Source organism: Sphingomonas sp. BT-65 (assembly GCF_026107375.2).
Taxonomy (GTDB): Bacteria; Pseudomonadota; Alphaproteobacteria; order Sphingomonadales; family Sphingomonadaceae; genus Sphingomonas.
Genome location: NZ_JAPCIA010000001.1, coordinates 1,206,344 through 1,227,293, shown reverse-complemented (window position 1 = coordinate 1,227,293; position 20,950 = coordinate 1,206,344). Strand labels below are relative to the sequence as shown.

Here is a 20,950-nt window from a genome sequence, read left to right as displayed (position 1 = left end):
ATGCCCAGTGAGATCGATCGCGAAATCGCCCGTGCCGACGAAGTGCTCAATCGTTCGCGCGAGCGCTACACGACGCTGAACGCGCGCGCGAAGAAGCGGCGCGATGCGGAGATCCTGACGCGGATCGGGCGGATCGCCGGCGCGGCGGGCGTGATCATCGTCGCGGCGATGGTGCTCGGCTGGTTCATCCCGCTCGGCATGGGCGGGGCGCTGGTCGTGATGGCGCTGCTGATCGCCGCGACCCTGTTCTTCGGGCTGATGCCGGCGAGTAAGGAAGTCGCGCCCGAGAAATTCGGAGAGGCGCCGCTGGCGTCGCTGCCGCTGCGCACCGAAGAATGGCTCGATCGCCAGCGGCCGACGCTGCCGGGTGCGGCGATGCCGCTGCTCGATTCGATCGGGATGAAGCTCGACCTGCTGGCGGGGCAGCTCAAGACGCTCAACGAGGGCGAGCCGGCGGCCGCCGAAGTGCGCAAGCTGGTCGGCGAGCAGTTGCCCGAGCTGGTCAAGGGCTATCAGCGCGTGCCGCAGAATCTGCGCGGGCAGGACCGCTATGGTCAGTCGCCGGACAAGCAGCTGGTCGATGGGCTCGGCCTGATCGACCAGGAGATCGCGCAGATGTCCACCCAGCTTGCCCAGGGCGACCTCGATGCGCTGGCGACGCGTGGGCGGTATCTTCAGGTGAAGTACCGGGGCGACGACCAGGTCAGCGGCTAGGCTGTCTGCCCAGCGCTTCGACGGCGCGTTCGCGCAGGTGACCGGCCGCCGCCTGGTGGATGCCGGGGGCGGTGGCGAGGACGCCGAAGGCCTCGCCCGCCGGCGTGTTGAAGCGCAATTTCTTGCCCAGCGCGTCGGTGATCGTGGCGCCGGCCTCGCGCGCGATCAGCGTGGCGGCGGCGATGTCCCACTCATTGCCCCAGCGGAAGGTGGCGAGCAGATCGGCCTCGCCCGCGGCGACCATGGCGATGCGCAGCGCGATCGAATTGGGCTTCTCGACCATGGTCAGGTGGCGATCGACCTTGGGGAGATCGTCGGCCGGGACACGCGCGCCGGTGAGTTCGATGCGGTCCGACGCCGCGATCGGGGTGCCGTTGCGGGTCGCGCCCTTGCCGGCTTCGGCGAGCCAGTGTTCGCCACGGGCCGGGGCGGCGAGCACACCGATCACCGGCTGCCCGTTCTCGACCAGCGCGATCGACACCGCCCAGCCGGGCCGCTCGCGCAGATAGTCGCGCGTGCCGTCGATCGGATCGACCACCCATACGCGGTTGGCGGAGAGGCGGGCGAGGTCGTCCGCGGTCTCCTCCGACAGCCAGCCCGCATCGGGCAGCAAAGCGGAGAGGCGCTCGCGCAGCATCGCATCGATGGCCAGATCGACCTCGCACACGAAATTGTTCGGCGACTTTTCCCATTTGCGCACGTCCGTCCGGAAGCGGGCGAGCGCCAGCTCTGCGGCCTCGGCGGCGATGGCACTGACGGCGGAGGCGAGCGTGTCAGCCACTGGCGACGGTCATCCCGTCAATGCGCAGCGTCGGCACGTTGATGCCGTAGCGGAATTCGAGATCGTTGGCGGGGACGAGTTCACGGAACATCGCCTGGAGCGTGCCGGCGACGGTGAATTCGGAGATCGGCCGGGTGATCTCGCCATTCTCGATCAGGAAGCCGGCGGCGCCGCGGCTGTAATCGCCAGTGACGATGTTGACGCCTTGGCCAATTAATTCGGTGACATAGACGCCATAGCTGATGTCGGAAATGAGCGTTTCGACCGGCAGCTTGCCGTTCTCCAGGAACAGGTTGCTGGGGCCGACGGCGGGCGCGCCGCCAATGCCGCGGCTGGCATGGCCGGTGGGCTCGAGCCCGAGTTGGCGCGCGGTGGCGCTGTCGAGCAGCCAAGTCTCGAGCCTGCCGTCGTCAACCAAGGCGACCGGAGAGACCGGCAGGCCTTCGCCGTCGAAGGGGCGCGAGCGCAGGCCGTGGGGGCGGTGCGGATCGTCCTGGATGCGGATGCCGGGCGCGAAGATGCGCGTGCCCATCGCGTCGAGCAGGAAGCTGGTCCTGCGCGTGATCGCGCCGCCCGAGATCGCGCCGCTGAGGTGCCCGAGCAGGCTCGATCCCACGCGCGGATCGAGCACCACCGGCATGGCGCCGCTCCTGACCCGGCCGGGGTTGAGGCGGGCGACGGCGCGCTCGCCGGCGCGGCGGCCGATCGCCTCGGGGGATTCGACATGGCGGGCGTGGCGGGCGCTGTGATGGGCATAGTCGCGCTCCATCGCGCCGGCTTCGCCTGCGAGCACGCTGGCCGAGAGGCTATGGCTGGTGATCGCATAGGATCCGGCGAAGCCGTGGCTGGTGGCGAGCGCCCAGATGCTGCGGCTGGCCGAGGCGCCGCCGCCCTCGCTGTTGGTGACGCCGGGCACGGCGCGGGCGGCATCCTCCGCGGCGAGCGCCCTGGCCTTGAGCGCGGCGGGGTCGCCGAGATCGCCGTCGTCGAGATCGAGATCGGGGACGTTGCCGCGCAGCAGCCGCTCGGCAGGGGCGAGGCCGGCCCATTCGTCCTCGGGCGCTTCGCGCGCCATCGCCACGGCGCGCTCGGCAAGGGTGTCGAGCGCGGCGGGGGTGAGATCGGTCGAGGAGATGCTGGCCGAACGGCTCCCGCAGAAGACGCGCAGGCCAAGTTCCGCATGCTCGGCGCGGCCGACATCCTCGAGCGCGCCGAGGCGGACCGAGACCGAGAGCGATTCGCCGGCGGAGAGCATCGCATCGGCGGCGTCGGCGCCGGCCTTGCGCGCGCGGGCGATGGCGTCCTGGACTCGATCTCGGGCCTGTTCGGGGGTCAGCATCGCGGCGATCTAGGAAGCGAGAGGCGGAAGGTCAAAAGGCAGTGGTCCCGACGACGAAGCAGGCGGCGAAGACGAGCAGGCCGGCGAAGCGGTTGGAGCGGAAGCGGCGCAGCGCATTCTCGCCATCGGTGGGGACGAGCGTGCCGACCTGCCACAGCAGATGGATCGCGGCGGGGGCGAGCGCGGCGAGGACGAGCTTGTCGGGGCGAACCTGCCACAGCGCCGCGCCCCACAAGGTGAGCGCGACGGCATAGAAGGCGGCGACGCCGAGCCGGACATTGGCACCGAGGCGCCGCGCGGAGGAGCGCACGCCGACCAGCGCATCGTCCTCGATATCCTGCAGCGCGTAGATCGTGTCGTAGCCGATCACCCAGAAGATCGAACCGGCGTAGAGCAGCAGGGCGGGGGCGGGCAGCTCGCGCGCGATCGCCGCCCAGCCGACCAGCGCGGCCCAGGAGAAGACGAGGCCCAGCCACGCCTGGGGCCACCAGGTGATGCGCTTCATGAAGGGATAGGCCGCGACCAGCGCGAGGCTGGCGAGCGCGATCATCGCGGCGAGCGGGTTGAGCTGGACGAGCACGACCAGGCCGATCAGGCAGAGCGCGATGAGCCACATCCATGCGGCCTTGAGGCTTACCGCGCCGCTGGCGAGCGGCCGGGTGCGGGTGCGGGCGACCTGGCGGTCGAGATCGCGGTCGACGATGTCGTTGTAGACGCAACCCGCGCCGCGCATCGCGATACTGCCGAGCAGGAACCACAGCAGCAGGTCCCAGCGCTGCACCGCGCCGCCGGCCAGCGCGATCGCCCAGGCGCCGGGCCAGAAGAGCAGCCACCAGCCGATGGGGCGGTCGAACCGCGCGAGCAGGGCGTAGGGACGCGCGGCGGCCGGGAGCAGGCGGATCAGGCCGCGATGCTCGGTGTCGGGGACTGTCTGGGCCTGATCAACCATATGCGTGCCGTTTGTCGAAGTTGACGAGTTTGGAGGCTTCCGGGCACCGGCTGACGAAGTTGACGATTTCACGGGGCGTTGCGCGGCGTTTGACGAAGTTGACACGTTTGACGGATGTCATGCGCGGTGCCGGGACGAGGAACGAAACGGTGAAGACCATGCTTTCTGCTGCCACAGGCAGAGGGCTGTAGGAAAATGAATAATGGCGGTCCGGCGCTCGACTTCGCGGGAAAGCGCGGGATAAGGGGCTCCGATGATCGCCACTCCCGCCTGGCCGCCGCAATCGACGCCGCGTTTGTTCGTCGAGCCCTCGCTGTCGGCAGGCGAGGTGCGTCGGATCGATGGGCCGCAGGGGCATTATCTGGCGAGCGTCATGCGCCTCAAGGCGGGCGATCCGGTCAAGCTGTTCGACGATGCGACCGGGGAGTGGCTCGCGGTCGCTGCGGAGGTGCGCAAGCGCGATGTGACGCTGGAAGTGCGCGAAAGGCTGCGCGAGCGCGAGGCGGTGCCCGACCTGTGGCTGTGCGCCGCACCGATCAAGAAGGGGCGGATCGATTGGGTCGCGGAGAAGGCGTGCGAACTGGGCGTCGCGCGGCTGGCGCCGGTGCTGACGCGGCGCGCGGTGGTCGACAAGCTCAATCTCGAGCGGTTGCGCAGCCACATGATCGAGGCCGCCGAGCAATGCGGGCGCACCGCGCTGCCCGAGCTGGCCGAGCCGGTGAAGCTTGCGGTGTTGCTGCGCGACTGGCCGGCGGATCGGGCGCTGTTCTTCGCCGACGAGACCGGTGGCGCGCCCGCGCTGAAGGCGATGCGCGCGCATCCCGGGCCGGCGGCGATCCTGGTCGGCCCCGAGGGCGGGTTCGACGCCGAGGAGCGCGACGCGATCCGCGCGGTGCCGCAGGCGGTGGGGATTTCGCTGGGGCCGCGGATCCTGCGCGCCGAGACCGCGGCGGCGGCGGCGGTGAGCCTGTGGATGGGCGCGGCGGGGGATTGGTAATTCTCCTTCATTTCTCCCCTCAGGGGAGGTTCCCGCCCCCTGCGGGGCGGCCCCTCCACCGCCTTCGGCGGTCCCCCTCCCCTGAAGGGGAGGAATATAAAATCCCACTGAAAATGGGGTATTTTTATCCCTCTTTCGCGGATCGTTACGCACGCCTAAATGCCGCGGATGAGCACCAAGACGGCTTCCGCAACCGACTCCCCAGTCATCGAGAGCCGTCAGCAGCTCCTCGACTATTTCGCCAAGGGCGAGAAGCCCGCCGAGCGCTGGCGAATCGGCACCGAGCACGAGAAGTTCGTCTATTCGACGCGCGACAATCACGCGCCGAGCTATGACGAGCCGGGCGGCATCCGCGACCTGCTTGCCGAGCTGACCCAGTTCGGCTGGTCGCCGGTGACCGAGGGCGGCAACGTCATCGCGCTGTCAGGCCCCGACGGCACGGTGAGCCTCGAGCCCGCGGGGCAGCTCGAACTGTCGGGCGCGCCGCTCGAGAATCTCCACGAGACCTGCGCGGAGACCGGCCGCCACCTCAATCAGGTGAAGGCGGTCGGCGAGAAGCTCGGGCTCGGTTTCCTGGGCCTTGGCATGTGGCCCGACAAGGCGCGCAGCGACCTGCCGGTGATGCCCAAGGGCCGCTACGGCATCATGCTGCGCCATATGCCGCGCGTCGGCAGCCTGGGCCTCGACATGATGCTGCGCACCTGCACGATCCAGGTGAACCTCGATTATGCGAGCGAGGCGGACATGGCGCAGAAGTTCCGCGTCGGCCTCGCGCTCCAGCCGCTGGCGACGGCGTTGTTCGCCAACTCGCCCTTCACCGAGCGCAAGCCCAACGGGTTCTTGAGCTACCGCAGCCATATCTGGTCGGACACCGATCCGCACCGCACGGGCATGCTGCCCTTCGTGTTCGAGGACGGGTTCGGGTACGAGCGTTACATGGAGTACGCGCTCGATGTGCCGATGTACTTCGTCTATCGCGAGGGGCGCTACATCGACGCGGCGGGGCTGAGCTTTCGCGATTTCCTCAAGGGCGAGCTTTCGGTGCTGCCCGGCGAGAAGCCGACGATCGACGATTGGGCGGATCATCTGTCGACCGCCTTCCCCGAGGTGCGGCTCAAGACGTTCCTGGAAATGCGTGGCGCCGATGGTGGGCCGTGGAACCGCATCTGTGCGCTGCCGGCCTTGTGGGTGGGGCTGCTTTACGACCAGGGCGCGCTCGATGCGGCGTGGGATCTGGTCAAGGACTGGGACATGGCCGAGCGGCAGGCGCTGCGCGACAGCGTGCCGAAGCTCGGGCTCGACGCGCCGCTGCCGGGCGGGGGCAAGCTGCGCGACATTGCGGGGCAGGTGATCGACATCGCCGGGGCCGGCCTCACCGCGCGCGCGCGGCTCAATTCGGCGGGCGACAATGAGAGCGGCTTCCTCGACCCGCTGCGTGAGATCGTGCGGACGGGCAAGGTGCCGGCCGAGGTGCTGCTCGAACATTATCGCGGCGCATGGGACGGCGATGTTTGCGCGATCTATGGCGAGACCAAGTTCTAGCCGATTGCGTAGTCGATCGGCTTGAACGATCCGTTGTTCGACTGAAGCGCCGAGCAGGCGGTGAGGCCGATCACCAGGTCTTCGTGCGCGCGAAAGACGATGCGGTCGCCCGCCTTGCTCAGCGGAGGATCGACGCGAAGCTCGCCGGTGGCGCCGTCGACCGGCACGTTCATGAAGCAGTTGAACGCGACCGGGATCATGTCCGGCTCGATCCCCCATGGCTCCAGCGCTGCAACAAGGTTGCCGAAGCAGCCGCGGTGCGGATCGGTATCGCCATAGATGATGCGGAAGGTGTCCTTCGAGCAGGGCGTGAGCAGGAAATCGTGGCGGCCGACATCGTCCTCGACGATCTCGAGCAGGACGTTGCTGCGGTTGGAATAGAGCTTGTCACCAGTGGTGAGGTAGATGCGGCTGGCATAGTCGAGCGTGCGGCCCGAGGAGATCACCTCGCGGATATCGTCGCGGCGGAAGGCGAGGAGATCGGCGACCTGCTCGCCGGTGGGATCGATGACGGTGAGCGTCTGGCCCTTGCCGAGCTCGAACCCCGCGCCGGTACGCGGTGCGATCCTATGCGGCATGGTCGGCCTTTTGACGCCCCGAGAAGGGGCAGGCCCAGTCGGCCTCGACTGCGCGGCCGCTATATTGGCGCGCCTCCGAAGAGGCGCCGTGGCGCGCGAGCATCGGATTGGGCTCGCCGGCGATGGCGACGTCGCGCTCGATGATCGTGCCGCGCAGCTTTTCGTACGAGCCTTCGGCGCGCAGGCGTTCGAACTGATCGTGGAGGTTGAACACCAGCGCCGGGCGCTCGAAGCGCCGGCCGGGACGGCTGGCGGCGGGATGAAGGCCGACGACGAAGAAGGCCTCGCCGCCGAAGCTCAGCGAGAAATGCGGATCATCGGGCGAATGGCTGACGCGCGGGTCGGGCTGTTGGCCGAGCCAGTCGTCCTTGTCGGTGAGCGACTGCAGCCGCGCCCAGAGGTTGGTCTCGAAGCCGAGCTCGTCGAGGTCCGCATCCTTCTCGAACAAAACGATGAGCGACTGGAACAGCACCGGATCGGCGCGGTAGGAGGCGGCGAGATCGTGCAGGCTGGGGAGGATGCGAAGATCATCCCATGCCGAGCGGATATCGCGGCCGATGACGAAGCGCATCTGGCCGCGGCCGAGCGCGGACTTGGCGCCGACACAGGGGAATTCGGGGTCTCTCACAAAGGCTTGGAAACGCTGGGCGAGCGGATGAGCCGCTTCGTTGACGGGTTTTAGCATGGGATGAAAACGGTGCCCGCGCGAATAGGTTCATATTGTTTACGTGTCGCCGCAGTGGTTTAGGGTCGCTGAACCTTGACAAGCGTTGCCGCCGTCCTTCTTGTCGCCGGCGATGGGGGCGGCGATCCCCTCATGAGGCGTCAGCCGAAGCATCGCATCCACCGAAGTCTCGAAGGATGCGTCATGCTGCGTGCAATTTCCCTTGCCTGCCTGTCCGTTTGTGCCGCTCAATCCGCCACTGCCCAGCAGCGCGAGGGGCTCGACCTCTCCGCCACGATGCGGCTCCGTTACGAAGCGATCGACAACCAGCTTCGCGTCGGGTTCGATCCCAGCGACACGCTGGTCAACCTGCGCACCACCTTGCTCGCCAGTTATCGCGAGGGGCCGCTGACCCTGACCGCCGAGCTCTGGGACAGCCGCGTCTGGGGTGACGACCCGGGCACGCCGGTAAGCACGGGGGAGGTCAACACCTTCGAGCTGGTGCAGGTGCATGCCGCGTGGCGCACCGGGATCGGCAAGACGCGCGTGACGCTGCAAGGCGGGCGGTTCACGCTCAACATCGGATCGCGGCGGCTGGTGGCGGCGGACGATTATCGCAACACCACCAATGGCTATACCGGGCTCAGGGCCGAGATAGCGGCACCCGGCGGGGTGAGTGCGACGGCGGTCTATGTGCTGCCCCAGCAGCGGCGCCCCGACGACAATGCAGCGCTGCGGCGCGGGCGGGTCGAATGGGATCATGAAGGGTTCGATCAGGTGCTGTGGGGCGGCACGCTCGCCAAGGCGAAGGCGATCGGGCCGGTGAGCGTCGAGGCGAGCTTCTTCCATCTCGGCGAGCGCGACACGCCGGGGCGGTCGACGCGCGATCGCTCGCTCAATACCTGGGGTGGGCGGGTGATGCGCGATCCGGCGGCGGGGAAGGCGGATTTCGAAGTCGAGGCGTTCCATCAGTCCGGGACTGTCAGCGCATCTGCGGCAGCCAATGCGGCGCGGCTGCCGGTCAGCGCGAGCTTCGTGCACGCCGATCTCGGCTATACGCTGACCGATTCGTGGAAGACACGGTTGTCGCTCGAGTATGACCGCGCCAGCGGCGATCGAGCGGGCGGACGCTATGGCCGGTTCGACACGCTGTTCGGAATGCGCCGCGCCGATCTGGCCCCCGCGGGGCTCTACAATGCAGTGGGGCGGGCGAATATCGTGTCGTTCGGGCCGCGGATCGAGACCGCGCCGTCGAAGCGTGTCGATTTGACCGCGACCTGGCACGCGATGTGGCTGGCGGAGCGAACGGACAGCTTCTCGACCACCGGCATCCGCGACGCCAGCGGCCGCGCGGGCAGCTTTGCCGGAAACCAGTTCGACGCGCGGCTGCGCTGGTGGGTGCGGCCCGAGCGGCTGCGCTTCGAATGGACTGGCGTGGTGCTGGCGAAGGGACGATTCCTGCGCGATGCCCCCAACGCGCCGCGCGGGGGCACCACGGTCTACAACTCGCTCAATCTGACGGCGAGCTTCTGACCCGTCAGACCAACAGGCCCATCGTCTCCTGCACCTTGCGGAGCAGGGGCGCGGCGAGGGCGGCGGCCTTTTCCGAGCCGTCGCGCAGGATCGCGTCCACCGCGGCGCGATCGGCCGTGAGGCGGACCATCTCGTCGCGGATCGGGCCGAGCCTAGCCACGGCGAGATCGGCGAGGGCGGGCTTGAACGCGCCGAAGCCCTGGCCTGCATATTCCGCCATCACGTCGTCGGGCGTGCGATCCGACAGCGCGGCGAAGATGGTGACGAGGTTCTTCGCCTCGGGCCTGTCCTTGAGCGCCTCGAAGCTGTCACCAAGCGGCTCGGGGTCGGTCTTCGCCTTGCGGAACTTCTGGGCGATGGCGTCGTCGTCGTCGATCAGGTTGATCCGCGCCGCGTCCGAGGGATTGGACTTGGACATCTTCGAGGTGGCGTCGCGCAGGCTCATGATGCGCGGCGCAGCCTTGCTCACCAGCGGCTCGGGCTGGACGAGCAGCTCGACGCCGTAATCCTGGTTGAACTTGGCGGCGATGTCGCGCGCCAGCTCGAGATGCTGCTTCTGGTCCTCGCCCACCGGAACATGGGTGGTCGAGTAGAGCAGCACATCGGCGGCCATCAGCACCGGATAGTCATAGAGGCCAACGCTCGCGCCCTCGCGGTTCTTGCCCGCCTTGTCCTTGAACTGGGTCATGCGGTTGAGCCAGCCGACGCGCGCGACGTTGTTGAGCAGCCAGGCGAGCTCGCTATGTGCAGGCACCCGGGTCTGGTTGAACAGGATCGAGCGTTTGGGATCGATGCCGCACGCGATCATCGCCGCGGCGATCTCGAACGTGTTGGCATACAGCGCCTGCGGGTCGATCCATTCGGTGAGGCCGTGCAGGTCGGCGATGAAGTACATGCTCTCGCCGCCCGCCGCGTCGACATCGGCCTGCATCTCCACCCACTGCTTGATGGCACCCAGATAGTTGCCGAGGTGGAGATTGCCGGTGGGCTTGATGCCGGAAACGACGCGCATGGGACTTCTCTGGAACTGAGTTTTCAGGCGGCGCGGCGGCGGAACAGCGCTTTCAGGTCGCCGATCCGCACCGCTCCGGTGCCGAAGCACGCGACCGCGTACACGATGCATCCCGCGCCGACCAGCACCAGCATCGCCCCGGTGCGGATCGTCCAGGCGCCGGTGGTGTACGGCGTGAACAGATCGTTGAGGAAGAACATCACCGCGCCCATCGCGACGGCAGCGCCGGTCAGGCGCCACACGCGGCGCTTGAGCTGCGCGTCGGCGACGAAATGGCCGCGCTGGGCGAGCGCGCGGTAGAGCATGGCGACGTTGACCCAGGCGGCGATCGCGGTGGCGAGCGGCGGACCCATATGCTGGAGCGGCACGATCAGCGCGAGGTTGAGCGCGAGGTTCACGCCGATCGAGACGGTGGCGTAGCGCACCGGGCTCTTCGTGTCGGCGCGGGCGTAGAAGCCGGGGGTGAGCACCTTGACCAGGATATAGGCGGGCAGGCCGATCGAGAAGGCGGCGAGCGCCTGCGCGGTCTTGACGGTGTTCTCCGCGGTGAACGCGCCATGCTGGAACAGCGCGGCGACGATCGGGCCGCCACAGATCACCAAAGCCGCGGTGGCGGGAAGGGTGAGGAACAGCGCGAGCTCGGCGCCGCGATTCTGGGTGTGCATCGCCTCCGCTTCCTTCCCCGCGCCGAGCTGGCGGGCGATGGTGGGGAGGAGCACGGTGCCGAGGCCGATGCCAATCAGCCCGAGCGGGAGCTGGTTCAGCCGGTCGGCATAATAGATGTACGAGACCGAGCCCTCGGCGAGCATGCTGGCGGCGAGCGCGGTCGAGATGATCAGGTTGATCTGGGTCGCGCCTGCGCCCGCGGCGGCGGGGCCGATCAGCGCGAGCAGCTTCTTCACGTCCGGGCTGAGGCGCGGCATGCGGATGCGCAGCTTCACGCCGTTGGCGCGGCAGGCGAGGATCAGCCAGAGGAGCTGAAGCGCGCCCGAGACGGTGACCGCGATCGCCTGGTTGCGCGCGGTGAGCAGCGTGTCGTCGTTGTGGAAGAACAGCAGCGCCGCGATCAGCGTGAAGTTGAGCAGGATCGGGGCTGCGGCATTGACCCAGAATTTGTGGAGCGAGTTGAGGATCCCGCCGAGCAGCGAGACGAGGCTGATCAGCAGGAGATAGGGGAAGGTGATGCGCGACAGCTCGACCGCGAAGGCGAACTGGCCGGGCGTCACGTCGTTGAACCCGCCCGACAGCGCCCAGACGACCGGATAGGCGGCGATCTCCATGATCGCGGTGAGCAGCAGCAGGATCGGCAAGAGGACCGACAGCGCCTCCTCGGCGAAGGACAGCGCGGAGCGCGTGTCGCCGTCCGCCTCGCCGACCTTCTTGCTGAACATCGGCACAAAGGCGGCGCTGAATGCACCCTCGGCGAACAGCGCGCGGAACAGGTTGGGCAGGCGGAAGGCGATCAGGAAGGCGTCGGACGCGAAGCTCGCCCCGACATAGCGCGCGAACAGCGAGTCGCGGACCAGCCCGAGCACGCGGCTGGCGAGCGTCAGCCCGCCGATCGACCCGAGTGCCCGGACGAGGTTCATGGATGCGCCCCGGAGGCCAAGCTCAGGCCTGGCCGGCTTCCCCGGCGGCGCCCTGCTCGGCTTCGCGCTGCTCGAGCTGCTGGAAGTAGAGGCCGTTGAAGTCGATCGGCTCGAGCATCAGCGGCGGGAAGCCGCCGTCGCGGACGGCATCGGCCAGCACGCGGCGGGCGAACGGGAAGAGCAGGCGCGGCGCCTCGCCCAGCAGGAATGGCTGGAGATGGTCGGCGGGGATGTTGCGGACCGCGAAGAGGCCGGCATAGGCGAGGTCGACGACGAACGCGACCTGGCCCTCGGTCTCGGCGCGCACGTCGATCTTGAGCACCACCTCATGCACGTCCTGCGCGACCTCGGCCGAGCCGATGTTGAACTGGACGTCGAACTGCGGCTGACCCTGCACCTGGTAGATCGCCGGGGCGTTCGGATTCTCGAACGAGAAGTCCTTCACATATTGCGAGATCACGCCCACCGAGGGGGCGGTGTCGGCGCCGTTCGCGAGCGGCTCACCTTGCGGCGCTGCGTTTTCCGGCTCGTCCATCGTTCGAAAGTCCTTCTTGTCTGGGATATAAGTCGCGGCAATCCGCGTTGGAATGACGGTCGCGCCTAGCAGGGGCGATCAAGCGTTTCAACGGGCCTGCGCGCACGCTGATCGCAGCGCCCGTTCATGCTATATTTGAATCGGGCGCGTATCCTGCCTATGTGAAGGGTGGAAACGAGGTGTCCCAAGTGTATCTGGTCATATTGTTCGCAGCGATCGCGGCCTTTCTGGCGCTGAGGCTCTACTCGGTGCTGGGCAAGCGCACCGGCCATGAGCAGCAGCCGCTGCCGCGTGCCGCCGAGGAGCGCGTGGGCGCGCCGCCGATCCCGCGCACGATCGACATGCCGGCCGAGGTCCGCGAACCCGGCCCGCGCAGCGTGGAGGCGGGCGCCGAGGGCGGCCTGCGCGCGCTGATCGCGGCCGATCCGAGCTTCGACGTGGGCCAGTTCGTCGAGGGCGCCAAATCGGCCTACAAGATGATCCTCGAGGCATTCTGGAAGGGCGACCGCGACACGCTCGGCTGGCTGGTCGAGGACGAGGTGCGCGACAGCTTCGTCGCTGCGATCGACGCGCGCGAGGCGGCGGGCGAGACGCTCGACAACCGCCTGATCTCGATCGAGCGCGCGGCAATCTCCGAGATCGCGGTGGAAGGCCGCACAGCGCGCATCACGATGCGCTTCGACGCGGACATCGCCGCGGTGACACGCGACAAGGACGGTAACGTCATCGCCGGCTCGCTGAGCGACGCGGTCGAGACGCACGATGTGTGGACGTTCAGCCGCGATCTGCACAGCGACGATCCCAACTGGAAGCTGAGCGACACCGACGAAGCGTGATTGGCGAAGCATAAGGGGTAGACGATGCGCGCTTGGGGGGTAGCGGCGCTGGCCGTGGCATTGAGCGGCTGCGTGCCGTCGTCCTCGGGGCCGGAACCGGTGCGTTCCGCGCCGCCGCGTTCCTCGGTTCCCGTCCGCCAGCCGACCGCGGCGACGCCGCTCGCGCCTAAGCCGGCGCCCGCTGCTTCCGCGACCGTCGCGACCGCCGCGGCGGCGGGACTGCTGGCCGGTCCCGAGATCGCCGAACTGCCGATCACCGCCGCCGGCGCGGCCCGCGCGCTGGAGGCGTTCCGCATCAGTTGCCCGAGCCTCGTCAAGCGCACCGACGCGAGCGGTCTCACCCGCGCCGAGGACTGGGGCGCGGCGTGCGACGCGGCGCGGACCACGCAGGCGAGCGGCGCTACGGCGTTCTTCGCGCGCTATTTCGAGGCGGTGCAGGTCGCCGACGGCAAGGCCTTCGCCACCGGCTATTACGAGCCCGAGATCGCCGGGTCGCGCACGCGGCGCTCGGGCTATGAGACGCCGATCTACGGCCGCCCCGCCGATCTGATCGACGTCGACCTCGGCACCTTCTCCGACAATCTCAAGGGCCGCTCGATCCGCGGGCGAGTCGATGGCACCAAGTTCGTGCCCTATCACGACCGCACCGCGATCGAGCAGGGCGCGCTCGCCGGACGCGGGCTCGAGATCGCCTGGGCGGCGGATCCGGTCGAGCTGTTCTTCCTGCAGATCCAGGGCTCGGGGCGTCTCCGGCTGCCCGATGGCGGGGTGATGCGGATCGGCTATGCCAGCCAGAACGGACGCGACTATACCGGCATCGGCAAGCTGATGCTCGACCGCGGCATCCTGCCCAAGGGGCAGGCGTCGATGCAGGGAATCATGGGCTATCTGCACGCCAATCCCGAGCAGGGCCGCGCGATCATGCGCGAGAACAAGAGCTATGTATTCTTCCGCGAGCTGACCGGGCCGGGGCCGCTCGGCGCGATGGGGCTGCCGGTGACCGGGCGGGGCAGCGTCGCGGCCGATCCCAAGTTCGTGCCGATGGGCGCGCCGGTGTTCCTGTCGATGGACCGCCAGGACGCGACCGGCATCTGGGTCAACCAGGATACCGGCGGCGCGATCAAGGGCAGCAACCGCTTCGACACCTTCTGGGGCGCGGGCGACGAGGCGCGCGCGATCGCCGGCGGCATGGCGGCGCGCGGCACCGCGTGGCTGCTGCTGCCCAAGGGAACGCTCGCGCGCCACGGCGCGGACTAGAATGACCAGGCCGCCGCGAATGATGACGCCCGAGGAACGGGCGCTGTGGGCGCGCGTGATCGCGACGGTGACGCCGATCGAGCGCGAGCGGGTTCCCACCAAGGCACCCGCACCAAAGGCCCCGGCGCCTGTTCCGCCGGAAGCCACGCCCATGGCTCGCGCGAAGGGGCGCGTGCCGCCTGCTCCCTCAACAAAACCCAAGCCAGCACCGCCCCCCGCGGACACGCTGGATGCCGGATGGGACCGTCGCCTTTCACGCGGGCTGGTGGCGCCCGAGAGCACGATCGACCTCCACGGCCATACGCTCGCCACGGCGCATGCCCGCCTGGACCTGGGGCTGGAGATGGCGATCGCGCGGGGCGACCGCGTGCTGCTGCTGATCACGGGCAAGCCACCCCGGCCCGAGTCGGAACGCCCGCATGCGCGGGGCGCGATTCGGGCGGCGGTCGGCGACTGGATTACCGCGTCGCGCCATGCGGATCGCATTGCTGCGGTGCGAAATGCGCATCCGCGGCACGGCGGGCACGGCGCGCTCTACATCGTTCTGAAAAGGCAACGAAACGCCGGCGCGCGAAATTCTTAACCACTTTGGGTCTATGCTGAACCATCGGCCCGCCTTCGCGGGAGCCTTGGGGGATCACGCAACCGCGATGAACGGGTTTTCGCTCAAAAGTCGCGCGATCGTCTTTGCGATCTGCGCCGGAGCGTTCGTGTTCATCCTGGCGCTCGCGGCCACTTCGGGCGGCAAATTCGACGCCGAGAACGCCGCAATCGCGCTGATCGCGGCGATCATCTGTGCGGCGATGTGCTGGGCCTATGCCGAGCGTACCATCGCCTCGACTGCGGCCGCGATCGATGCGGCGATCGGGCGGCTGACCAGCGCGGCCAATGGCGACCTTGAGAGCGAGATCCCGCAGGAAGTGGGCGAATGCGTGCCGCCGCTGGCGGAGGCGATGGACGGGCTGTTCCGGCAGCTCCATTCGAACCTGGAAAGCGTGCAGCGGCTCGCGCTGTTCGATCCGGTCACCGCGCTGCCCAATCGAATCCATTTCCGGCGCAGCTGCGAGCGGGCGCTGACCGAGCTGCCGCACGAGACGATGGCGGCGCTGTTCTTCGTCGATCTCGACCGGTTCAAGGCGGTCAACGACACGCTCGGCCATGCGATGGGAGACCAGCTGCTGGGGATGGTCGCCAACCGGCTGCGTGCGGTCGCCGACCGGTTCGGGGTCGAGGACGAGATGCGCCAGCCGCTGATCGGGCGGCTGTCGGGCGATGAGTTCACGATCTTCTTCCCGGCGATCTCCAATGTCCGCGACGCCGACCGGATCGGGCGCGGCATCCTGTTCGCGCTGTCGGAACCGTTCGACCTGGCCGATCAGGAAGTGGGCATCGGCGCCTCGGTGGGGATCGCGATGCGGCCCGAGCATGGCACGACGCTGACCGACCTGATGCGCGCGGCCGATGCCGCCATGTATCACGCCAAGGCGCAGGGGCGCGGGCGTGCCGAGCATTTCAGCGAGGAGCTGGCGGCCGAGATCGCCGAACGCGCGCAGCTCGAGACCGACCTGCGCGGCGCGGTCGAGCGCGACCAGTTCGCGTTGGTCTATCAGCCCCAGATCAGCGCCGCCGATGGCCGCATCGTCGCGGCCGAGGCGTTGCTGCGCTGGCAGCATCCCGAGCGCGGGCTATGCCTGCCGGGCAGCTTCATCAGCCGCGCCGAGGAGACCGGGCTGATCGTCGAGATCGGCGAATGGGTGGTCGAAAGCGTCGCCAACACCATCGCGCGCTGGGGCAAGCTCGGCGTCGAACAGCGCATGGCGGTCAACATCAGCCCGCGCCAGCTCGATCACGCCACCTTCTTCCGCCGGCTGCGCGAGGCGATGCAGGCCGCGGAGGCGCCCGCACGGCTGCTCGAGCTCGAGATCACCGAGACGCTGGCGATGCATTGCTCGCGCGAGGTGATCGACGCGATCGCCGCGCTGCGCGCCGACGGCGCCAGCATCGCGATCGACGATTTCGGCACCGGCTATTCGAACCTCGCGCGGCTGCGCGACCTGCCGCTCGATCGGGTGAAGCTCGACCGCAGCCTGGTCGAGAATGTCGCCACCAATCCCGAGGCGCGGACGATCGCGCAGGCGGTGATCGGGCTGATCCATGGCCTGGGCTGCGAGGTCGTCGCCGAGGGGATCGAGACCCAGGCGCAGCTCGACGTGCTGCGCGTGATCGGCTGCGACGTGCTGCAGGGCTATGTCATCGCGCAGCCGATGGCCGAAGACGCGTTCATCGCCTGGGCGCAGCGTGCGCCGCGGATCGAGGGCGTCCGGATCGCCGGTTAGGCGTATATGCGCCGCAGCAGGTTCGCGTAGATCGCTGTCAGCTTGGACAGGTCGTCGAGCGCGACCGCCTCATCCAGCTTGTGCATCGTGGCGTTGAGCAGGCCGAACTCGACCACCGGGCAGATGCGCGAGAGGAAGCGCGCGTCCGAGGTGCCGCCGGTGGTGGAGAGTTCGGGACGCAGGCCCGTCTCGGCCTCGATCGCGTCCGCGACCAGCGCGGAGAGTGGGCCCGGTTCGGTCAGGAACGCCTCGCCATAGACGCGGCCGCGGACATGCGCGGCGGGGGCATGGGCGTGGACGATGCGCTCGATCCGCTCGACCAGCTCCGGGCCGCGCTGCTGGTCGTTGAAACGGATCGAGATGCGCGCCGAGGCCTTGCCGGGGATGACGTTGGTGGCGGGATTGCCGACCTCGAGGTCGATCACCTCGATGTTCGAGGGCTGGAACCAGTCGGTGCCCTGGTCGAGCACGATGGCGTCGATCTCGGCGAGGGCGCGGACGAGGCGCGGGACCGGATTGTCGGCGAGGTGCGGGTAGGCGACATGGCCCTGGCGCCCCGGCACCTCGATATCGATCACGGCCGAGCCGCGGCGGCCGATCTTGATGGTGTCGCCGAGGCGGTGGGCGGAGGTCGGCTCGCCGACGAGGCACAGGTCGGGGCGGAGGTTCGCCGCGGCCATGCGCTCCATCAAGGCGAGCGTGCCGTAGGTGGCCGGGCCTTCCTCGTCGCCGGTGATGATCAGGCTGAGCGTGCCGGACGGGGGCAGGACGGCGAGCGCGGCGGCGAAGGCGGCGATCGATCCCTTCATGTCGACCGCGCCGCGGCCGTAGAGCAAGCCGCCGCGGATCTCGGGCTCGAACGCGCCCGAGGTCCAGCCCTGGCCCGGCGGCACCACGTCGAGATGCCCGGCAAAGGCGAAATGCGGCCCCGGCCCGGCGCTGCGCACGGCGAGGAGGTTCTCGACCGGGCCGTCAGGCGCCTCGCCCGCCACGAAGCGGTCGACCGTGAAGCCGAGTGGCAGCAGCGCGGCCTCGAGCACGTCGAACACCGCGCCGCGCGCGGGCGTGATGCTCTCGGCGGCGATCAGGGCCTTGGTCAGTTCCACGACGTCGGGCAAGATTGTCTCCGCTTATCCCTGGAGGCTCCATTGCCCAAGCTCGACCTCGACACAATCCCGCAGACCAATGCGACCGGCTATCCGCCCGAACATGCGGGCGTGGTGGAGGGGCGCTGGTACCGACGGCTGGCGCCCGCGGCGGGTCTCGAAGATTTCGGCGTGAGCCATGTGGTGCTGAAGCCGGGCGCCTGGTCGGCGCAGCGCCACTGGCACGAGGGCGAGGACGAGCTGGTGGTGATGATCGCGGGCGAGGCGGTGCTGGTCGACGATTCGGGGGAGACGGTGATGCGCCCCGGCGACGTAGCGGCGTTCGCCAAGAATGACGGCAACGGCCATGTGCTGCAGAACCGCAGCGATGCCGAATGCGTCTATGTCGCGGTGGGGCGGCCGTCGGTGACGGCGTGCCACTATCCCGACATCGACCTGCACCTGTTTCCGGGCGAGGGGTTCCGCCGCAAGGACGGAAGCAGCTTCTAGGCCGGCGTCTGCTCGAACTGCTCGAGCACCCATTCCTCTTCCTGCGCGGCGGCGATCCAGTCCTGCATCCACGGGTGCTGGAGCACCGCGCTCATATAGGCGGGGGCGAAGCGAGCGACCGGGAGCGAATAGGTGACGAAGCGCGTGACGACCGGGGCGAACATCACGTCCGCAGCACCGAACTGGCCGAACAGGAACTCGCCCTCGCCGCCGAAGCGGGCGCGGGCCTGCGCCCACAGCTCCATGATTCGCTGGATGTCCTGCATCACGTCGTCGTCCGGCGTCTTGGGCGGATAGACCTGGCGGATGTTCATGCTGTGCTTGCGGCGCAGCGCGGCGAAGCCCGAATGCATCTCCGCCGCCATCGATCGCGCCATGGCGCGCGCGGCGGTGTCGGCGGGCCAGAATTTGTCGCCGCCCGACTTCTCGTTCAGATATTCGACGATCGCGAGGCTGTCCCACACCACCGCGTCGCCGTCCCACAGGATCGGCACCTTGCCCGAGGACGGGGCGAACTCGTCGCCTTCACGCCTTTTGTCCCAGTCGTCGTCATAGAGCGGGACGACGACCTCCTCGAACGGAAGGCCCGAGAGCTTGCAGGCGAGCCAGCCGCGCAGCGACCAGGACGAATAGGCCTTGTTGCCGATGATGAGCTTGAGCATGCGCGCGGGATAGCGGCGGCGCCGGGCGGGGGCAACCATTCGACGAATCGCTTGCGGGACTCGGGGATTGGCGACACGATCCGGGGGGCTTGGGGGAGTAATGATGTCGCGCATTTTCGTGTTGGCCGTCGCGTCGCTTGCGCTTGGCGGGGCGGCAGCGCCGCAAACCGCCGCACCGGCGGCCCGCGCGCCCCTGCCCACCGAGGCGTTCGCCGAGGTTCCCCAGATCGACGATCCGGAGATCTCGCCCGACGGCAAGCAGATCGCGGGCAAGGTCGCGATCCAGGGCAAGCAGTTCTTCGCAGTACTGACCCCCGGTTCGAGCGGGCCGCCCAAATTGCTCAATCCCGGCAAGGCCGATCTCAACTGGTGGAGCTGGGTCAATGACGAGTGGCTGGTCGTCGGCATCGGCCAGGAAGTGCCGGTGGAGGGCGATAATTGGTATGTGACTCGCGCGCTTGGCTACTCGGTGGTCACGGGCAAGGTTGTCCAGCTTCCCCGGAACGCCGCGCAACGTGGCGACGACGTCATCTGGAGTGCGCGCGACGGTTCGGCACGGGTCATGCTCGCCTACCAGACCTCGATTTATACCAACAACCCTGGTTTCTGGCCCCAGGTGGATGAGATCGACCTCGCCACCGGCAAGCGGCGCACTGTCGTGCCGAGCAGGCCGGGGGTCGCGAGCTGGTATGCCGATGGCGACGGCGTGGTGCGGATGGGAATCGGAGTGAGCGAGGACGGCCGCTCGCGCCGCGTCCATTATCGCGAGCGGCACGGTGCGACGTTCCGCACCATCGACAAGGCCCGGACGCGTGAGGAACGGCTGACGGTGCCCGCGCTGTTTCTGCGCGACATGGGCAAGGCGCTGATCGTCGACGATGACGAGGGCGGCTATTCGGCGCTCTACGAGCTCGACCTCAAGACGCTCGAACGCGGCAAGCAGCTCTTCGCGAGCAAGGGCTATGACATCGGCGGAATCGTGCGCGACGCCAGCGGCTTCGGCTATCTGGGCGTGGCCGTGAACGAGAACCGGCCCGAGATCCGCTGGGTCGATCCCGAGATGATCGCGATGCAGGCAGCGGTATCGGGCCTGGTCAAAGGGGCGCAGGTGCGTATCGTCTCGACCAGCCGCGACCGCTCGCGTGCGATCGTGCAGGTCGGCGGTGCCGACGCGCCGGGCGGATACTATATCTTCGCGCGCGCGGACAACACGATGGAGCCGCTGGGGTTGAACAACCCGACGATCAGGATGCGGCGGATGCATCCGGTGCGCACGATCCGTTACAAGGCGCGTGACGGGCTGGAGATCGCCGCGGTGCTGACGCTGCCGGCCGGGCGTAAGGAGAAACTGCCGCTGATCGTCATGCCGCACGGCGGGCCGTTCGCGCGCGACAGCGAGACCTGGGACTGGTGGACCCAGTTCCTGGCCGACCGCGGCTATGCGGTGATCCAACCCAATTATCGCGGCTCATCGGGCTATGGCACGCCTTTTACCGAGAAGGGCGAGGGTCAATGGGGCCTCGCGATGCAGGACGATCTCGACGATTCGGTGAAGGCGCTGGCCGACCTTGGCATCGCCGATCCGGCGCGGGTGTGCATGGTCGGCGCCTCCTATGGAGGCTACGCCGCGATCCGGGCGGCGCAGCGCGACGGCAAGAAATATCGCTGCGCGGCCTCCTATGCCGGGGTGTCGGACCTCAACCGCATGCTGAAGCACCACCGCAATTTCCTCTATGGCGGGGCGCGCGGCGACTGGCTGCGCAAGCAGGCGCCCGATCTCAAGAACGTGTCGCCGCTCAACTTTCCGGGGGAATTCTCGATTCCCCTGCTGCTCATGCATGGCGACGAGGATCGGGTGGTGCCGCCGGTGCAATCGAAAGTGCTGGCGCAGAAGCTGAAGGCGGCGGGGAAGGACGTGACCTATATCGTCCAGCCCGAGGGCGATCACCATTTCAGCCGGACCGAGGACCGGCTGGAGTTCCTCAAGGCATTGGAGGCGTTTCTCGCCAAGCACAACCCGGCCTGAGCCGG

21 protein-coding genes are annotated in these 20,950 nt (G+C 68.5%); 10 read left to right on the top strand and 11 right to left on the bottom strand.

All coding sequences use genetic code 11. The features are described from left to right. Nucleotides 1-714, top strand: a complete 714-nt coding sequence (locus OK349_RS05905) for a hypothetical protein (RefSeq protein ID WP_265116889.1) — start codon at nt 1-3, stop codon at nt 712-714. Here OK349_RS05905 and OK349_RS05900 read toward each other — a convergent pair. Genes OK349_RS05900 through OK349_RS05885 form a run of 4 tightly spaced genes read right to left on the bottom strand, consistent with a single transcriptional unit; the run spans nt 704 to nt 3,958 of the window. Further along, on the bottom strand, nt 704-1,495 hold the full coding sequence (locus OK349_RS05900) for an inositol monophosphatase family protein (RefSeq protein WP_265116888.1): 792 nt from the start codon (nt 1,493-1,495) through the stop codon (nt 704-706). The two genes, OK349_RS05905 and OK349_RS05900, sit on opposite strands and share 11 nt — an antisense overlap. Then, on the bottom strand, nt 1,488-2,834 hold the full coding sequence (locus OK349_RS05895; RefSeq protein WP_265116887.1) for a TldD/PmbA family protein: 1,347 nt from the start codon (nt 2,832-2,834) through the stop codon (nt 1,488-1,490). The genes OK349_RS05900 and OK349_RS05895 overlap by 8 nt, the downstream gene beginning before the upstream one ends. Before the next feature lie 31 nt (nt 2,835-2,865). Further along, entirely contained in the window at nt 2,866-3,783 is a 918-nt protein-coding gene (gene ubiA / locus OK349_RS05890; protein WP_265116886.1) for a 4-hydroxybenzoate octaprenyltransferase, read from the bottom strand. Beyond that, on the bottom strand, nt 3,776-3,958 hold the full coding sequence (locus tag OK349_RS05885) for a hypothetical protein (protein ID WP_265116885.1): 183 nt from the start codon (nt 3,956-3,958) through the stop codon (nt 3,776-3,778). The genes ubiA and OK349_RS05885 overlap by 8 nt, the downstream gene beginning before the upstream one ends. A 78-nt stretch (nt 3,959-4,036) precedes the next feature. Here OK349_RS05885 and OK349_RS05880 point away from each other — a divergent pair, with 78 nt between their 5' ends. Continuing rightward, complete coding sequence (locus OK349_RS05880) at nt 4,037-4,780, top strand: 16S rRNA (uracil(1498)-N(3))-methyltransferase (protein ID WP_265116884.1); 744 nt, start codon at nt 4,037-4,039, stop codon at nt 4,778-4,780. 168 nt (nt 4,781-4,948) lie between these two features. Then, nucleotides 4,949-6,322 (top strand): glutamate--cysteine ligase, encoded by a 1,374-nt coding sequence (locus OK349_RS05875; protein ID WP_265116883.1) that lies wholly within the window; start codon nt 4,949-4,951, stop codon nt 6,320-6,322. Here OK349_RS05875 and OK349_RS05870 read toward each other — a convergent pair. After that, on the bottom strand, nt 6,319-6,900 hold the full coding sequence (locus OK349_RS05870) for an urea carboxylase-associated family protein (protein WP_265116882.1): 582 nt from the start codon (nt 6,898-6,900) through the stop codon (nt 6,319-6,321). The genes OK349_RS05875 and OK349_RS05870 overlap by 4 nt on opposite strands. Further along, nucleotides 6,890-7,585, bottom strand: a complete 696-nt coding sequence (gene gntA / locus OK349_RS05865) for a guanitoxin biosynthesis heme-dependent pre-guanitoxin N-hydroxylase GntA (RefSeq protein ID WP_265116881.1) — start codon at nt 7,583-7,585, stop codon at nt 6,890-6,892. The genes OK349_RS05870 and gntA overlap by 11 nt, the downstream gene beginning before the upstream one ends. A gap of 183 nt (nt 7,586-7,768) precedes the next feature. On the opposite strand from gntA, the gene OK349_RS05860 reads away from it, so the two are divergent. Further along, the gene (locus OK349_RS05860) at nt 7,769-9,097 is read left to right on the top strand and encodes an alginate export family protein (protein ID WP_265116880.1); all 1,329 of its coding nucleotides are present in this window, start codon (nt 7,769-7,771) and stop codon (nt 9,095-9,097) included. Between the two features lie 4 nt (nt 9,098-9,101). Here the strand turns inward: OK349_RS05860 and trpS are convergent, their stop codons facing one another. The 3 genes from trpS to secB are packed head-to-tail and all read right to left on the bottom strand — an operon-like array spanning nt 9,102 to nt 12,233. Next, on the bottom strand, nt 9,102-10,109 hold the full coding sequence (trpS, locus tag OK349_RS05855) for a tryptophan--tRNA ligase (protein ID WP_265116879.1): 1,008 nt from the start codon (nt 10,107-10,109) through the stop codon (nt 9,102-9,104). Between the two features lie 23 nt (nt 10,110-10,132). Further along, a complete protein-coding gene (gene murJ / locus OK349_RS05850) occupies nt 10,133-11,698 on the bottom strand; it encodes a murein biosynthesis integral membrane protein MurJ (RefSeq protein WP_265116878.1) in 1,566 nt (521 codons plus the stop codon). A gap of 22 nt (nt 11,699-11,720) precedes the next feature. Next, entirely contained in the window at nt 11,721-12,233 is a 513-nt protein-coding gene (secB, locus tag OK349_RS05845; protein WP_265116877.1) for a protein-export chaperone SecB, read from the bottom strand. A 188-nt stretch (nt 12,234-12,421) separates the two neighbouring features. On the opposite strand from secB, the gene OK349_RS05840 reads away from it, so the two are divergent. From OK349_RS05840 to OK349_RS05825, 4 genes are all read left to right on the top strand, one after another. Further along, complete coding sequence (locus OK349_RS05840; protein ID WP_265118546.1) at nt 12,422-13,069, top strand: Tim44/TimA family putative adaptor protein; 648 nt, start codon at nt 12,422-12,424, stop codon at nt 13,067-13,069. Between the two features lie 24 nt (nt 13,070-13,093). Next, entirely contained in the window at nt 13,094-14,326 is a 1,233-nt protein-coding gene (locus OK349_RS05835; RefSeq protein WP_265116876.1) for a murein transglycosylase A, read from the top strand. A 19-nt stretch (nt 14,327-14,345) separates the two neighbouring features. Then, nucleotides 14,346-14,909 carry a Smr/MutS family protein gene (locus tag OK349_RS05830; protein WP_265116875.1) on the top strand — a complete coding sequence of 188 codons (564 nt, stop codon included), beginning with the start codon at nt 14,346-14,348 and terminating at the stop codon, nt 14,907-14,909. A 67-nt stretch (nt 14,910-14,976) separates the two neighbouring features. Beyond that, a complete protein-coding gene (locus OK349_RS05825; protein WP_265116874.1) occupies nt 14,977-16,662 on the top strand; it encodes a putative bifunctional diguanylate cyclase/phosphodiesterase in 1,686 nt (561 codons plus the stop codon). Here the strand turns inward: OK349_RS05825 and dapE are convergent. Then, nucleotides 16,659-17,780, bottom strand: a complete 1,122-nt coding sequence (gene dapE, locus OK349_RS05820) for a succinyl-diaminopimelate desuccinylase (RefSeq protein ID WP_265116873.1) — start codon at nt 17,778-17,780, stop codon at nt 16,659-16,661. The genes OK349_RS05825 and dapE overlap by 4 nt on opposite strands. A 30-nt stretch (nt 17,781-17,810) precedes the next feature. Here dapE and OK349_RS05815 point away from each other — a divergent pair, with 30 nt between their 5' ends. Further along, the gene (locus OK349_RS05815) at nt 17,811-18,257 is read left to right on the top strand and encodes a cupin domain-containing protein (RefSeq protein ID WP_265116872.1); all 447 of its coding nucleotides are present in this window, start codon (nt 17,811-17,813) and stop codon (nt 18,255-18,257) included. On the opposite strand, the gene OK349_RS05810 is transcribed toward OK349_RS05815, so the two are convergent. Then, complete coding sequence (locus OK349_RS05810) at nt 18,254-18,919, bottom strand: glutathione S-transferase family protein (protein WP_265116871.1); 666 nt, start codon at nt 18,917-18,919, stop codon at nt 18,254-18,256. The genes OK349_RS05815 and OK349_RS05810 overlap by 4 nt on opposite strands. 103 nt (nt 18,920-19,022) lie before the next feature. On the opposite strand from OK349_RS05810, the gene OK349_RS05805 reads away from it, so the two are divergent. Then, a complete protein-coding gene (locus OK349_RS05805) occupies nt 19,023-20,945 on the top strand; it encodes an alpha/beta hydrolase family protein (RefSeq protein ID WP_265116870.1) in 1,923 nt (640 codons plus the stop codon). Nucleotides 20,946-20,950: the final 5 nt, after the last annotated feature.